The organism is Mesobacillus sp. MER 48, from assembly GCF_023714225.1.
In the GTDB taxonomy this organism is placed as follows: domain Bacteria; phylum Bacillota; class Bacilli; order Bacillales; family Cytobacillaceae; genus Mesobacillus; species Mesobacillus oceanisediminis_A.
In genome coordinates, this window is the sequence record NZ_JAMAUR010000001.1 from 471,160 (window position 1) to 486,134 (window position 14,975).

The following is a 14,975-nucleotide window of genomic DNA, read 5'->3' on the forward strand; positions in this document are numbered from 1 at the left end:
CAAGGCTGTTGATTTTTGTTCCAGGCGCTTCGCTTTCCGCTGGAAGAGTATGAAAAAGACCAATTGCCGTCTTTTTCATAAGCAATTCTTCCTTGGGGCTGGCGCTGAGCCTCCTCGTCGCTTTGCTCCTGCGGGGTCTCAACTGATCAGCTGCGCCCGCAGGACATTGAATGGCTTCCTCGAATCTGCCCACGCACGATGGAAATGCGTTAGCATTTTCGGAGGAGTCTTCGCGCCTTCCACTACAATCAACAGGGTTTAAAAAACAACATTCAGCTTTAACAGATCCTTAAAATTAGAATCTTTCATACCCATGGTCTTTTGGCATTACAATTGAGACACACATCAACCGACACTTTAAATATCATCGATTAAGTACGCAAAAGCATTTATTATAGACTGTTTAATGGTGCAATAAGTTCTTTACCCTCATTTTTTGCAGAGTTAATTTCAGTGGATACCGCGTAGGATTCCATCTCCCCTGCCTCATAGGGAACCAAAAGTTTTTTTAGTTCATCAGTGTTATCTATTGAATGGTCAAGCCACATTCCAATCCTGTTTTCCGGGAGAATGACAGGCATTCTGTCATGTACCTTTTCGGTGACTTCATTCGGTTTTGTCGTAATGATTGTACAGGAAGTAATGCTCCTTCCACCTTTATTCCAGCTTTCCCACAGTCCTGCAAAAGCAAAGGGCTTCTTGTTTTTCAAGCCAAAACGAAAAGGGTGTTTTTGTTTCCCTTCTTTTTTCCATTCGTAAAATCCATCAGCCAGTATCAGACACCGCCTTTGTTTCAGCGCCTGCTTGAAGCTCGCTTTTTCATCGACTGTCTCAGCGCGAGCATTAATCATCCTGTAACCGATTTTTTCATCATCTGCCCAGAAAGGGATCAGCCCCCATCTCATCCTCGCTCCACCCCTGCCTTCCCCCTGATCAACCACTGTCAGAATGTCCTGACCGGGAGCAATGTTGTATCGGGCATCTATGTCCTCAGGGAATTCGAATTGAAATTGTCCCTTCAGTGAGTTTATGTCTTCAAACAAAGAAAACCGTCCACACATTCTGTCTTCCTCCAATCTTTATACTGTTCATATCATTCCCTTTGCTTTTCAGAAAGTAACGTATTCCTTCATATAGAAAAAAATAAGCCCAGCTTCTATTTTAAGCCAGGCTACTTTAAACGTTCTTTGGATCTATATTCTTTTTGATTTTCGCTTTGAGCGCGATATTTGCCGCAACCAGGAAAGGAATGAGCGATGCTATTGTAAACCCAAGGGCATAACCTGATATACTTTCATTCAATACATGATCATTTATATCCAATCCCAAAAAGCTTACCCTTATCCCATTTCCATCCACATGGTTAATGACCGACCACAGTTCGAGCCCTTTAAATAAAAATAAAACACTTATGGTTGTCAGTAATAAAACCAATAGCCATTTCATGCGACCAGACCCCCATTTTCTCATTCCTGCAGCTACAGGTACAAGTATTTACACTATATTATAGGGAGTAATGGTATTAAATAATATACTACCATTGGAGTTGTAACAAAAAGTTCAAAAAGATGTTGTAAATTTCGTAATTACGTGTATATAATTTGCTAATTTACACTTTCTTATTTTTGAAAGTTCAAGCGCCCCATTATAAGCATATTATAATATTTTCCATCGGAGAGCTTTTTATCATTCTTTAGGATTCCTTCGACTTCGAATCCAAGACTTTCATATAGCTTCCTTGCACCTTCATTTGTTTCCATTACATTCAAAGTCATTTTATGTATACCACTTTCATCAGCCCATGATATCGATTCCTGCAACAGACTTTTTCCAATCCCAAAGCCCCAGAACTCCTTTAAGACTCCTACACCAAACTCAACCTTATGGTTGAATCTCTTCAAATCCGTCCCTTCACACCTCGAAAAACCAACAAGCTTTCCATCCATTTCCGCCACTAAAAATAGATTTCTCTCACTATCTGAATCCGCTTTAATTAATGATTGAAAGCCTTTTGGATCAATATAAGCTTCACCAGGTTCACGGTCTAGATTTTCGGTTTCCCCATCAATTTGCAGCCTTAATTCAGATAATGCCTCCCCATCTGCCTCAACAGCCGATCTAATCGTATAAGTCAGGTTTTTAACACTCTTAATTTTTTCGGTTATCAGCATCGTTTACCTCCAAAAATTTCCTGCTTTACGATTTTAATCTTTTCATGCTGAATTGTACATCATTTTAAATTTTTTATTTCCGCATAAATTGATTGGTTATCGAATTATAAATGCCAGGTAATCCATGAAGAGGGCCCGGCAAGATTCCATAAACCAGGACTCCGGTTTTCCTTAAGGTTAGTTAGGAAAAAATAATCAATAGAAAAGGACGGAATCTATTGATTCCATCCCTTCTCATTTATACTCTTTTAAATTGTTCCACCGCTTCCATAGCTTGTTCTCTTAGCTTGAATTTCTGGATTTTCCCCGAAGCCGTCATAGGGTAGCTTTCAGTGAATTCAATATATCTCGGGATTTTGTGTTTTGAGATTTTCCCTTTGAAGTATTCTTGGATTTCACCTGCTGTAGCCTTCTCACCCTCTTTCATGATGATCCATGCCATCACTTCCTCGCCATAAACACTATCCGGTATTCCAACCACCTGGACATCAAGAACCTTCGGATGGCTGTATAAAAATTCTTCTATTTCACGCGGGTAGATATTTTCCCCGCCTCTGATGATCATATCCTTTAATCGCCCGGTCACGCGGCAATATCCATTTTCATCCATTACTGCAAGATCACCCGTGTGCAGCCATCCTTCTTCATCGATCGCCTCCCTGGTTGCATCAGGATTTTTGTAATATCCATCCATGACATGATAGCCTCGTGTGCATAATTCACCCTGTACTCCGCGTGGAACCTCCTCCATCGTGCCAGGTTTGACAATCTTCACTTCAACCTCCGGAAGTGCTTTTCCGACTGTTTCTACCCTTAATTCTAACGGATCATTCGTTCTTGTCTGTGTGATGACCGGGGAAGATTCAGTCTGCCCATAGGCAATCGTTATTTCAGAAGCTCCCATTTTCTCATTCACAGCTTTCATCACTTCTATCGGACAATTCGAACCTGCCATGATCCCCGTCCTCAAAGATGACAAATCATATTTTTCAAATTCTGGATCATTTAATTCGGCAATGAACATCGTAGGAACCCCGTGAAGTGCAGTACACTTTTCTTTTTCGACCGTTTCCAGGACGGCTTTTGGGCTGAATTCCTGTATAGGAACCATTGTTGCCCCTACAGTCGCGCAGGCAAGTGTACCCATCACGCAGCCGAAGCAATGAAAAAACGGTACCGGGATGCACAGCCTGTCCTCATCAGTCAGCTTCATAGCTGAAGCCACATTATATGCATTGTTCACAATATTGCTGTGGGTGAGCATGACACCCTTCGGAAAACCTGTTGTGCCCGAAGTGTATTGCATGTTGATGACTTCACTCTGCTTTAACGTAGCCATCTGCTGGTCCAGCTCATCTTCAGAAACACCATCCGCCATGTCCAGAATATCCTGCCAGCTGTATGTACCAGGGAAGCGTTTTTCACCCATGACAATGACATTTTTTAAAAATGGCAGTCGGGCGCTTTCAAGCTTTCCAGGTTCACTCGTTTTTAGTTCAGGAACAATTTCATAAACCATATCAATGTATGAAGTATCCTTAAACTGCTCCATCAGGATGATTGTTGTCGAATCTGACTGCTTTAGCAAATATTCCAATTCAGCCGTCCGGTAGTTCGTATTGACGGTAACCAGGACCGCTCCCATTTTCCCTGAAGCAAACTGTGATACCACCCATTCTGGAGTATTGGAAGACCAGGCGGCAATATGCTCTCCTTTTCTAACTCCCAGCTTCATCAGTCCCCTTGCAGCTTTCCTGCAAAGCTCATTGAATTCCTTGTAATTCAACCTGAGATTCCTGTCTGCATAAACAACAGCGTCATGTTCAGGATATCTTTTTGCTTGTACCTCCAGTAACTCCCCTACAGTATATGGCAGCAAATTCCCCATCCTTTAACCTCCTTAAGTTTAATTATGTAAGCGTTTACCACTAACTATATCACCTAAGTTTGAATATTCAATTTTTTTGAAATGTATTCCTTCCTTTTTCCTAAAAAAAATAAAAAAACAGGGAGATTTCCCTGCTTTATCATTTGTCATGCCACATATAGGATTTACCTGTCTCTGCAGACACAATTGAAATGCCTACAGAGGCACCGTGCCCGGATGCGATGACGGACTGACTTGACAAGCCTGCAAGCAAGCTCGTGATATATAGATTCGGAATATGGGTTTTTCCGTCCGGATCGATACCGAGCACCTTTTTTATTTTTCCGCTGGGCACTTTCTCATTAACAGCCAGTTCAAAGCCAATGCTCTCGAGAATGGAAGTCTGAATATTTGTAGCAACCACAAGATACTTCGTTTCCAGCTTTCTTCCGTCCGCCAAGGATACTTCAAAGGCACTTTCCTTCTGTTCAACAGATTGTACTGTTCCCTCAAACCATTCAGCCCCAGCAGCAACAGCTTGTTCCTTGATGTTTCCGAGCAGCTCTGGTCCAGTAATTTCTTTAATTCCAGGATAATTAAACACCTTTGAAACCTGCTTAATCTGGGATTTTCCAGAATCGATGACCGCGGTGTCCAATCCTCCCTGGGCAGTATAAATGGCCGCAGAACCACCTGAAATCCCGCCGCCAACCACTAAAACATCCAACATAGATATACCTCCCGAATTTCGTTTACATCTTTATGTATCCTCCCTAACCTGACAGGAAGGCTTAAAATAATTTAGAAATCAAATAAATGACTCCTGCCAGGAGCCATACGTACGTGGCTGGTCATATAGGAGGAAAGCCTGAAAACTTCCCCTGTCCTTCATCACCTGTACGCTTTGGTCCGATTCCTCAGGAACCGCCAGCACAATGATTTGTTTTATTTTTTTCTTCTTCCAAAAATTCTCACCTCACATGCTTTATGGTATAAACCAATAAAAAGAGGAAAGCAGTGCTCTCCTCTTTTATTTTTTAAGGCTCTTTTCTCAAACTTTGTTGCTATTGACTACTAAATTGGATTGAATGACCTATTTTTCTTTATAAAATCAAGCTTATTATGAGAAAAGAGCTTGCACACTTAAAAACGAACTGCAAAATTGCTTATAGCACGTTAAAATCGGCTTTAAGATTTTAACAACAATCTTTACGAAAACAGCCTTTTTTAATGAGTGTGGTGGACAGCGCAACGGTTAGGACCGATCTCCAGCTCCATTGCTTCTTCTGCTGTCACTTCTTTCACACCGCGGTTGATTGCAACAATATCTTCAAAATTTGGCGGTGTCTCGCTTGATGCGGATTGTGCTACATGGTCGACAAACTCCTCGATTGTCTTGCCTGCCATGATTTCATTTTGCTTGCGGATCAAACCTAACTGGCTTCCAATGAAACCTTCCGCATTCACCTCGTCGTCAAAAGCAGCATAGTGTCCTGGCAAAACAATCACGTCATCTGCAATTTGCGATACCTTGCTATACACAGTATCATACAGGTCTTTTGCCCACTCTGCAGCTTTACCGCCAAGATCTGGACGGCCAAGACCGTTTACGAAGATGGTATCTCCGGAGAATAAAAGTTTATTATTCACGAAAAACGAAACACTGCCAGGGGTATGCCCAGGCGTTTTGACGGCTAATACTTCGAGTATGATATTCTCAAATTCAATTTTATCATGCTGTTCCAGCGCTTCAAAGTCAAATACTGCGCCTTCACTCTTCATTAAATAATATTTTGCTCCAGTTATATCAGCCAGTTCCTTGCCGCCAGACAAATGGTCAGCATGAAGATGTGAATCGACGATGTGAGTGATTTTCACATTTTCTTTTTCAGCAACGTCTGTATAACGGTTTGTGAACCTTGAAGGGTCAACAACAAGTGCCTCGTTTTCAGAAAGGACCATGTATGACAGGCAGCCTTTTCCAACACGGATGAACTGAAGAACTTTGATTTCGTCATCCTTATACACTTCAACCGGATATAGATATTCGCTCCATGACTTCATTCCGCCGGAAAGGTATGATACTTCGAAACCAACATCAGAAAGCATTTCAGCTACCATGACTGAAGAGCCTTCCTTAGCGCAGATAACGACGATATCCTTATCCTTAGGAAGCTGGTCAACAACCTCTTCCACGCCGTCAATCAATTCAAAGTAAGGGATATTGAGGTAATCAATATTCTCACCCTCAACCTTCCAGTCTTCAAAGTCTTTAACATTTCTTACATCAAAAATGAAAAAATCCTTCTTGCTAACTACCCATTCATTTAATTTTTCAGCAGTGATCGCTTGCATACCCATTTTAAAATTCCTCCCTGTATAAAAGATATGTCATGGTACCAGATCCCCATCCAATACCCTTATGGGTATATAATAAATGGTTGATAATAAAATTGCAAGCTTTTTTTGTTTACTAATGTGCGAATGGTGTTTTACCTATTAGATCAGGCAATCAATCGATTGTCTTCTGTAACAAGAAAAAATTGCTAAAAAAAAATCTTCATAATGGGTTTTCAAATACTTAATAAACCTTTACAATGAATGAAACTATACAATATAGTTTGAAAATTCAATCCATTCTTACCGAGGAGGAATGCAAATGAAAATTATGAGCAATGAACAATTGGTGGTCTCGTATCGTGATGCATTAAAGTCGGAAAGTGATAAAGAATGGGCAAAGGTATTAAAAACAGAAATATCCAAAAGAGGACTCAAGCCATTTAAGAACCGTTAAACAGATTTGGAAAAATGGCAAAAGAAGACCTGTGAAAGAATGTCTAGTGACAACGCAGCTTTGATTTATGGTGGAAAACTAAAAAATTGAAAAGCCTAATGACCATTGCCGCTTGTGATTTGGAATTGAAAACTGAAATCTTGAAAAGAAACTTAGTGACAGCGCTGTTTGTGAATTGGATTAGAAAACTGAAAAAATGGAAAGTACCTTATTGACATCGTCGCTTGTGATTTGGAATTGAAAACTGACAAAAAGAAAAGTACCTTATTGACATTGTCGCTTGTGATTTGGAATTGAAAACTGACAAAAAGAAAAGTACCTTATTGACATTGTCGCTTGTGATTTGGAATTGAAAACTGAAATAACGAAAAGTACCTTAAGAAAATCGCCGCTTTGCTGCCTGATTGGCAGTGGAGCGGTTTTTTTTGTCGGATGTTGTTAACAAAAAATTCACAAATGTCTGTGAGCAATTAGCTTACAATAAAAATATAGAAAGGAAGTGGACCATGTTACTTAAAGTACGCACCGAGCCATTGGAATTATTAACATTAAGGTATTTGAACAAACGAATGGATTTGCCCTCAAATGAAAAATTCAGGTTGAAGTCTATGGAAAAAGGTTATACAGGCGAATTGATATTCGACAGGATGACCGAAAGCCTATCGGAAGAAAGGTATATCATTGACGACCTGCTCCTCCAGGTGAATAATTCATATTTCCAGCTTGATAAAGTGATCATTTCCAAGGATGCGGTTTATCTTAACGATGTGAAATATCACGAAGGAGATTATTATATCGATGGAGAAAAATTGTTATCCGTCAATAGCGGAAGAGAGCAAAAAAACCCTGTCATCCAATTAAAACGAAGTGAAACCCTATTCCGTCAGCTGCTCCAAAACCTTAACATGGACCACCTCGTCCGTGCCTCCGCCGTCTTCGTCAACCCTGAATTCACCCTTTACCAGGCCCCTATAGATCAGCCAATCATTCTACCAACACAAGTAAAAAGATTTATTAAAGAGCTAAACAACACACCCTCTGCATTGGACAAGAGCCATCAGAAACTAGCTCAAACCCTGCTTTCAATGCATCAAACTAAAAATCCATATTCCACTTTTCCAAATTACAAATATGAACAGCTGGAAAAAGGAATGCATTGCCGGGAATGTGGGTCATTGAATACTGAGGTAGATCATTACGACCTCGTTTGCGGAAAGTGCGGAACACATGAAAGAATCGAAAAGGCGATCCTGCGACATATAGAGGAAATCAAGGTACTTTTTCCTGAAATAAAAATCACCACACAAAATATTTATGATTGGTGTAATGGGAAGGTTAGTAAGAGGACATTCTTGAGAGTTTTGAAGAAGAACTATAAAACAGTTGGCAAGACAAAAGACGTATATTTTGAATGATTGCTGAGTTGGTGACTATCTGGGGTTTAAATCCTAAGGTTAGACACGGTTCATGACAGCTTAGCGGTTTCAACCTCAAACCTGTCAAAATAACATCACTTTCTTGACAGCTTAGCGGCTTCAACCTTCAAACCTGTCACAATAACATCACTTTCTTGACAGCTTTGGCGCTTCATCCTCCAAACCTGTCAAAATAACATCGTTTTTTGGACAGCTTAGCGGCTTCAACCTTCAAACCTGTCACAATAACATCACTTTCTTGACAGCTTTGGCGCTTCATCCTTCATACCTGTCAAAATAATATCGGTTTTTTGACAGCTTAGCGGCTTCCTCCTCCAAACCTGTCAAAATAACATCACTTTCTTGACAGCTTTGGCGCTCTTTCCTTCAAACCTGTCAAAATAACAACACTTTCTTGACAGCTTTGGCGCTTCCTCCTCCAAACCTGTCAAAATAACATCACTTTCTTGACAGCTTTGGCGCTCTTTCCTTCAAACCTGTCAAAATAATATCGGTTTTTTGACAGGTTTGGCGCTTCATCCTCCAAACCTGTCATAATAATATCGGTTTTTTGACAGCTTTGGCGCTTCATCCTCCAAACCTGTCAAAATAATATCGGTTTTTTGACAGCTTAGCGGCTTCATCCTACAAACCTGTCAAAATAACATCGATTTCTTGACAAACTTCACAGCTCCAGAGTTCGATCGCTAGCCACCGCTCAATTCTCAAATAAGACGAAAAGCACTGCCAATCTCGGCAGTGCTTTTCCAATACTTATCCCTGCAACAACAATGATTCTGGGTCTTCCATGAGCTGTTTAATGTGTTTCAAGAAGGTAACTGCTTCTTTTCCGTCAACGATCCTGTGGTCGTAGGATAGGGCGATGTACATCATTGGCCTGTTTTCCATGCGGTCCCTATCGATTGCTACTGGACGAAGCTGGATGGTGTGCATGCCAAGGATTCCTACCTGCGGGCCGTTGAGGATTGGCGTTGATAGCAATGATCCGAACACGCCTCCATTTGTGATCGTGAAGCTTCCACCCTGAAGGTCTTTCAAGGATAACTTGTTCGATCTCGCTTTTTCGGCGAGATCATTGATGTCGCGTTCGATCTCAGCAAAGTTTTTCCTGTCGGCATCCCTGATTACTGGGACAACCAGTCCTTCATCTGCAGCAACTGCGACACCGATGTCGTAAAATTTCTTCAGGACAAACTCGTCACCCTGGATTTCTGCATTCAGATACGGTGTCTTCTTCAATGCTGCGACAACCGCTTTTGTAAAGAAAGACATGAAGCCTAGGCGGACATCGTTTTCTTCAAAGAAGCGGTCCTTCCACTTCTTTCTCAATTCCATGACGGCTGTCATGTCGACTTCATTGAAGGTTGTTAGCATGGCTGCTGTTTGTTGTACCTCTACCAGCCTATTGGCGATGGTCTGCCGTCTTCTTGACATCTTGATGCGTTCAAAGCGAGTATTATCCTCATTGGCAGCAGCTGCGGGTGCCGCTTTTTCCGGCCTGTTATTTGCAGGCTTGTTGTCTTCTGGCTTTTGCTGGTTAGGGGTATACGATTCAACATCCTGCTTCCTGACTCTTCCAAGTGGATCCTGAGAAGACACCTGGTTCAGGTTGATCCCCTTTTCCCTCGCGAGTTTTCGTGCTGCAGGAGAAGCAATAACCCGGCCCTGACTGTCATCATCTGCAGAATGTTCTTCCCTGCCAGCTTGGTTCTCAGGTTGTGCGCTCTGAGTTTGTTGATTTTCAGCAGGTTCATCTGGGGATTCAGCTTCCTTGCCCTGTTCCTCAGCTTTGATCTGTTCTCCGCCAGCTTGTTCACCTACAACTGCTATGGCTTCCCCAACTTTAACAGTATCGCCTTCTTCCGCAAGCAGTTCTGTCAAAACTCCATCATAATCAGAAATAATTTCCACATTGACTTTATCCGTTTCCAGTTCAACGATATATTCACCTTTTTGGACTTGGTCACCCTTTTGTTTCAGCCACTGGGCAATCGTTCCTTCGGTAATTGATTCAGCGAGTTCAGGAACTTTAATTTCTGCCATTGTCGTTTCCTCCTCTATTTGTCTTAGTCAGTGCATCGCGAACGATCCTTGCTTGTTCCAACTTATGGGTATTAGGATCTCCTTCAGCCGGACTGGACCTTCTTCTGCGTCCGATATAGGCTACTTTGATTTCTTTTGGAGCCGCTTCATTGATCCGCGGTTCAACAAATGTCCAGGCTCCCATATTTTTAGGTTCTTCCTGGACCCAAACGACTTCTTTTAAGTTTGGATAACGGCCTAATATTTCTTTTAGCTCATTCAGCGGGAAAGGATAGATTTCTTCAACTCTTAGCACATGCAGCCAGTCATTGTCCTCACCACTTAGTTGCTCTGCAATATCGATGCTCACTTTTCCGGAACATAACACGACCCTTTCCACTTGCTCAGGTTTAGACCCAAGTCCAGGCTGTTCGAAAATTGGCTCGAAGCTTCCTTCAGTCAGTTGTGTTGGGTCTGCCGCTACCAGCGGGTTCCTTAACAGACTTTTAGGTGTCATCAACACGAGAGGGCGAACCGATTCCTGTTTTAAAATCTTTGCCTGCCTCCTGAGGATATGGAAGTATTGGGCCGCAGAGGAAAGATTGGCAACAGTCCAGTTATTTTCTGCGGCTAAAGTTAGAAATCTCTCAACCCTGCCACTCGAATGTTCTGGTCCCTGTCCTTCATATCCGTGCGGCAAAAGCATCACTAGACCTGATTTCTGTCCCCACTTTGCCCTTCCAGCTGCGACGAACTGATCAAACAGGACCTGAGCAGCATTCGCGAAATCTCCATATTGAGCTTCCCAGAGAACCAGGGTTTCGGGAGCAAAAACATTATAGCCATATTCAAATCCCACAACTGCCGCCTCAGATAAAGGGCTATTATGGATGGAGAAAGAAGCCCTGGCATCCGCCAAAGTATGGAGCGGCGAGAATTGTTCCCCGCTATTACTGTCATGCAGCACAAGATTTCTTTGGGCAAACGTTCCGCGCTCTGAATCCTGACCTGTCAATCTTACTGGCGTCCCTTCTTGTAAAATGGAAGCAAAGGCCAGAGTCTCGGCGAGGCCCCAATCGATTTTTCCGTCTTCAGCGAATGCATCCTGCCTTCTTTGCAGGATTTTCGCCAATTTATTGAAAACATTGAAGCCTTCCGGCCATTTAAGAAGGTCACTATTAATTTTCTTCAAAATCTCTGCCGGTACCCCTGTATTGATCCTCGGAATGCCCATTTCAACTACTTCTGGAATATCAGGCTCTCTTTTAACCTCTTTCTCTGCTTTTGGAACTTTTTCATTGGCCGCTTTCAGGGTTGAGTTTATTTTATCTTCTATTTCTGCCCGTTTTTCTTCAGTGAACACACCCTGAGATACGAGCTTTTTCCCGTAAAGCTCCTTGACTGTTGGGTGATTGTGGACAAGCTTATACATTTCCGGATTGGTTGTCATTGGTTCATCCATTTCGTTATGGCCGAATCGTCGGTACCCAATCAAGTCAATCAAGAAATCTTTGCCGAATGTCTTCCTGTATTCAAAGGCCAGCCTTGCTGCCATCAAACAGGCTTCGGGATCATCGGCGTTCACATGGATGATTGGTATTTCATATCCCTTTGCAAGGTCACTGGCATACCTTGTTGATCTGGAATCCATGGATTCTGTTGTAAAGCCAATCGTATTGTTTGCTATGACATGAACAGTTCCGCCGGTCTTGAATCCGTGCAAGCGGCTTAAATTCAAGGTTTCCGCCACAATCCCCTGTCCTGGAAAAGCCGCATCACCATGAATCAGGATAGCCATCGCCTTAACAGGATCATATTTTGCATATCCGGGGAGATTTCGGTCATCCTGCGCTGCACGTGTAAAGCCTTCAACAACCGCGCCGGCGAATTCAAGGTGACTTGGATTATTGGCAAGTGTCAATCTTGCATTGGCGGTAGTACCTGATTTGATTTTACGGTCAATTCCCAGATGGTACTTTACATCTCCAGTCCATCCAAAATTGATTCCAATCGAGCCTTCAGAAGGCACCAATTCCTTGTTTGGCGCATGCTGGAATTCGGCAAAAATCATCTCATACGGCTTACCTAAAACATGGGCAAGGACATTAAGCCTTCCCCGGTGAGCCATTCCGATATTAATAGTCTCAACACCATTATTTACCGCTCCGGCTATAACTTCATCCAAAAGCGGCACCATTGCATCAAGGCCTTCGATTGAGAAACGTTTTTGCCCAACAAACGTCCTGTGCAGGTATTTCTCGAAGTTTTCGACCTCTGCCAGGCGCTCAAATAAGCCAATCTTCCTTTCATCTTCCACCTGTGGAATCAGTGCTCCTGATTCTACTTTGTTCCTTAGCCACTCTTTTTCATCCAATTGATTTACATGCTCAAATTCGTACGCTATTGTACTGGAATATACTTTTTTCAGATATTCAAAGGCTTCTTTTCCAGTTTTTACAGCAGGAGGAGCACTTGGACATATGAGATCTACAGGGACCATGTTTAAGTCTTCTTCGGCCAGTCCCCACTTTTCCAGGCCTTCCAGCACAGTGTCTAAACTTCCTGACTGTAAAGGGTAGATATTTGCAGATAAATGGCCGTTCGAACGAATATAATCTGCATATCTCAGTACGGCGGCGATTTTGGCAGGATTTCCAGACGTATATGCTGCCGTTGACTTCGGAAAATTGACATCTTGATTTGCTGACATTCTCTTCTTAGAGTTCTGTTCAAAATATGCCTTCATCTCAGGATCTACCGCATTTGGGTCTTGCAGGTACAATTCATACAATTCTTCCACATATCCTTGATTGGCCCCATAAAATCCCGGCCATTCTGTACGTTCCGTAACAGGCTTTTTCATCATATAACCCCCTTGCTTTTCGTAAAGTATGCTAATTATTTGTTACCCTGTCGTATTCTTTTTTAACGGTAAAATCAAAGAATAATAATATAATTCAGATATCAAACGGTTACATTGATATTTTAACATGATATTTTCTTTTAACCAAAGGTTTTGACTATCACTATAGTGTTAAATAATTTCCCGGATTTTATTATTTCATAAAAATGTACACAATAAAAAAAACCGGTGGTTACCGGTTATAGGTTAAAAATATATAAAGACATTCATATTCTTAAAGATTCATCATGGTGACATACATGTTCTTCGGCGCAAAAAGGTTATTTCTTTTTTCTATTTGATTTGCCTCAATCATTTCATTATGTTCAACAGGCAATTCACTGTGACCACAGGTAATGCTTTTTTGGAACCTTGAACCTGCATTGAATATGTCGACTCCATCATTATTGGTGAATCCAACGCCTTCTTCATGCATTGAAAAACGATGATGACAAGTTTTTGATTCGCTCATATTCCAGCCTCCCACGAAATAGTCCCTTACTATATTATATATCAAATTATCTAAATATTCAGTGATAAAACTCATAAAGAAAAGGAAAGCAAAATAATTGCTCTCCTTACTTAATTACCATTCCATCAAATTTTTAAACCACTATTGGAATTAGTAATAGCGTGTGTGATTTTTTTCTCAAGTTGCTCCAATACATCAGGCGCATCAGCATCGATTTCATGAAAGGGACCTGAATACTCCTGAAGTGCATGTCCATAACGTGGGTCATAATAATGAATTAACAGGATTTCAATCAGATCCAGATAATTTTTTTCTTTCAAGGCAACTTGAAGTGATGTTGCCGCATCCTGGGAAATCCGCCTAAGAAGCTTGGTGACTTTTTCTTTTACTTCTTCTTCAAACCAGGCTTCTTCTTTAAAAGGATGTACATACTCATCATATATACGCTGAACCCTCTTGGGAATTGAACTTTTGACAAGGAAATGAATCCCCTCGGACTTTTTGGCAATCATTTCATCAGGTTGGGCAGCCCGTCCAATTCTCTTGCTTTCTGCCTCAATGATAAAGTAATTCGCTCCTTTTATTTCATTCAGTCGATCAAATAGCAGTGCATCGAAGGTTTTTTGGTTGTGGGCTTCACCCATCCCAATCATTCCAAAAATCGATCCCCTATGGTTGGCCATTTGTTCAAGATCGACAACAGGATAGCCTTTTTCCTGCAAAGCTTTCAAAAGATCTGTCTTTCCTGTCCCTGTCATCCCGTGCAAAACAACTGCCTTTTGAGGTAATATTTCGGGGATTCTTTCCAAAATATACTCCCGGTAGGCGCGATATCCGCCCTCAAGCCGATAGGATGGTATTCCTGCATATTCGAGGAACGAAGCAACGGACCGGCTTCTCATCCCGCCTCTCCAGCAATGAATGATAGGCTCAGCACCGGTCTTTTTCAGTTCTTTTATTTCACCAAGAAGACGTGGCAGCTTCGGGGATACAATTTCCATCGCCCGCCATTTAGCTGCTTCCTCTCCTGATTTTTTGTATAGAGTGCCAATTTCCTGTCTTTCGTCATCGGTAAACAACGGTATATTCACAGAACCGGGTATCGCTGATTCCTTATGCTCAATTGGCGCTCTAACATCAACAGGGATATATTTACTTGAGCTGATTAATTCTTGTACAGATATGTCTTTCATTTTTCCAATTGACCTCCATGGTCCATAAAGTAAAACTGCTTCTATTATTTGAAAAATAGTTCTAGTTTTACTCTTAAATCTTTTTTAATAAACTCCATCGTATCATATTTTGGGAAAG

At 41.7% G+C, this 14,975-nt stretch carries 12 protein-coding genes; 2 read left to right on the forward strand and 10 right to left on the reverse strand.

All coding sequences use genetic code 11. From position 1 onward, the window contains the following. Window positions 1-392 precede the first annotated feature (392 nt). From M3593_RS02355 to M3593_RS02380, 6 genes are all read right to left on the reverse strand, one after another. Entirely contained in the window at window positions 393-1,061 is a 669-nt protein-coding gene (locus M3593_RS02355) for an SOS response-associated peptidase (protein WP_251540510.1), read from the reverse strand. A gap of 115 nt (window positions 1,062-1,176) precedes the next feature. Continuing rightward, the gene (locus M3593_RS02360) at window positions 1,177-1,446 is read right to left on the reverse strand and encodes a hypothetical protein (protein ID WP_144479717.1); all 270 of its coding nucleotides are present in this window, start codon (window positions 1,444-1,446) and stop codon (window positions 1,177-1,179) included. 173 nt (window positions 1,447-1,619) lie between these two features. After that, complete coding sequence (locus tag M3593_RS02365; protein WP_251540512.1) at window positions 1,620-2,171, reverse strand: GNAT family N-acetyltransferase; 552 nt, start codon at window positions 2,169-2,171, stop codon at window positions 1,620-1,622. A gap of 238 nt (window positions 2,172-2,409) precedes the next feature. After that, window positions 2,410-4,050, reverse strand: a complete 1,641-nt coding sequence (locus tag M3593_RS02370; protein ID WP_251541242.1) for an AMP-binding protein — start codon at window positions 4,048-4,050, stop codon at window positions 2,410-2,412. 148 nt (window positions 4,051-4,198) lie between these two features. Next, window positions 4,199-4,768, reverse strand: a complete 570-nt coding sequence (locus M3593_RS02375) for an FAD-dependent oxidoreductase (RefSeq protein WP_144479721.1) — start codon at window positions 4,766-4,768, stop codon at window positions 4,199-4,201. A 497-nt stretch (window positions 4,769-5,265) separates the two neighbouring features. Then, a complete protein-coding gene (locus tag M3593_RS02380) occupies window positions 5,266-6,399 on the reverse strand; it encodes an MBL fold metallo-hydrolase (protein ID WP_251540514.1) in 1,134 nt (377 codons plus the stop codon). A 298-nt stretch (window positions 6,400-6,697) separates the two neighbouring features. Between M3593_RS02380 and sda the strand changes: the two genes are divergently transcribed. Both sda and M3593_RS02390 read left to right on the forward strand, forming a co-directional pair. Next, the gene (sda, locus tag M3593_RS02385) at window positions 6,698-6,832 is read left to right on the forward strand and encodes a sporulation histidine kinase inhibitor Sda (protein WP_144479725.1); all 135 of its coding nucleotides are present in this window, start codon (window positions 6,698-6,700) and stop codon (window positions 6,830-6,832) included. Window positions 6,833-7,338: 506 nt separating this feature from the next. Next, window positions 7,339-8,247 (forward strand): NERD domain-containing protein, encoded by a 909-nt coding sequence (locus M3593_RS02390; RefSeq protein WP_251540516.1) that lies wholly within the window; start codon window positions 7,339-7,341, stop codon window positions 8,245-8,247. 774 nt (window positions 8,248-9,021) lie between these two features. Here M3593_RS02390 and odhB read toward each other — a convergent pair. The 4 genes from odhB to mnmH all read right to left on the reverse strand — a co-directional run bounded on the left by odhB (window position 9,022) and on the right by mnmH (window position 14,857). Next, window positions 9,022-10,311: a 2-oxoglutarate dehydrogenase complex dihydrolipoyllysine-residue succinyltransferase gene (gene odhB, locus M3593_RS02395; protein WP_144479729.1), complete on the reverse strand. Its 1,290-nt coding sequence runs from the start codon at window positions 10,309-10,311 to the stop codon at window positions 9,022-9,024. Next, a complete protein-coding gene (gene sucA / locus M3593_RS02400; RefSeq protein WP_251541244.1) occupies window positions 10,298-13,153 on the reverse strand; it encodes a 2-oxoglutarate dehydrogenase E1 component in 2,856 nt (951 codons plus the stop codon). The genes odhB and sucA overlap by 14 nt, the downstream gene beginning before the upstream one ends. 274 nt (window positions 13,154-13,427) lie before the next feature. Further along, window positions 13,428-13,664: a hypothetical protein gene (locus M3593_RS02405; protein WP_144479731.1), complete on the reverse strand. Its 237-nt coding sequence runs from the start codon at window positions 13,662-13,664 to the stop codon at window positions 13,428-13,430. 125 nt (window positions 13,665-13,789) lie between these two features. Further along, on the reverse strand, window positions 13,790-14,857 hold the full coding sequence (gene mnmH, locus M3593_RS02410) for a tRNA 2-selenouridine(34) synthase MnmH (protein WP_251540517.1): 1,068 nt from the start codon (window positions 14,855-14,857) through the stop codon (window positions 13,790-13,792). Between the last annotated feature and the right edge of the window lie 118 nt (window positions 14,858-14,975).

Bases quoted from the DNA above. Each gene is read 5' to 3' on its own strand.
- M3593_RS02355 (WP_251540510.1), bottom strand. From the start codon at position 1,061: ATGTGTGGACGGTTTTCTTTGTTTGAAGACATAAACTCACTGAAGGGA.
- M3593_RS02360 (WP_144479717.1), bottom strand. From the start codon at position 1,446: ATGAAATGGCTATTGGTTTTATTACTGACAACCATAAGTGTTTTATTT.
- M3593_RS02365 (WP_251540512.1), bottom strand. From the start codon at position 2,171: ATGCTGATAACCGAAAAAATTAAGAGTGTTAAAAACCTGACTTATACG.
- M3593_RS02375 (WP_144479721.1), bottom strand. From the start codon at position 4,768: ATGTTGGATGTTTTAGTGGTTGGCGGCGGGATTTCAGGTGGTTCTGCG.
- M3593_RS02380 (WP_251540514.1), bottom strand. From the start codon at position 6,399: ATGGGTATGCAAGCGATCACTGCTGAAAAATTAAATGAATGGGTAGTT.
- sda (WP_144479725.1), top strand. From the start codon at position 6,698: ATGAAAATTATGAGCAATGAACAATTGGTGGTCTCGTATCGTGATGCA.
- M3593_RS02390 (WP_251540516.1), top strand. From the start codon at position 7,339: ATGTTACTTAAAGTACGCACCGAGCCATTGGAATTATTAACATTAAGG.
- odhB (WP_144479729.1), bottom strand. From the start codon at position 10,311: ATGGCAGAAATTAAAGTTCCTGAACTCGCTGAATCAATTACCGAAGGA.
- sucA (WP_251541244.1), bottom strand. From the start codon at position 13,153: ATGAAAAAGCCTGTTACGGAACGTACAGAATGGCCGGGATTTTATGGG.
- M3593_RS02405 (WP_144479731.1), bottom strand. From the start codon at position 13,664: ATGAGCGAATCAAAAACTTGTCATCATCGTTTTTCAATGCATGAAGAA.
- mnmH (WP_251540517.1), bottom strand. From the start codon at position 14,857: ATGAAAGACATATCTGTACAAGAATTAATCAGCTCAAGTAAATATATC.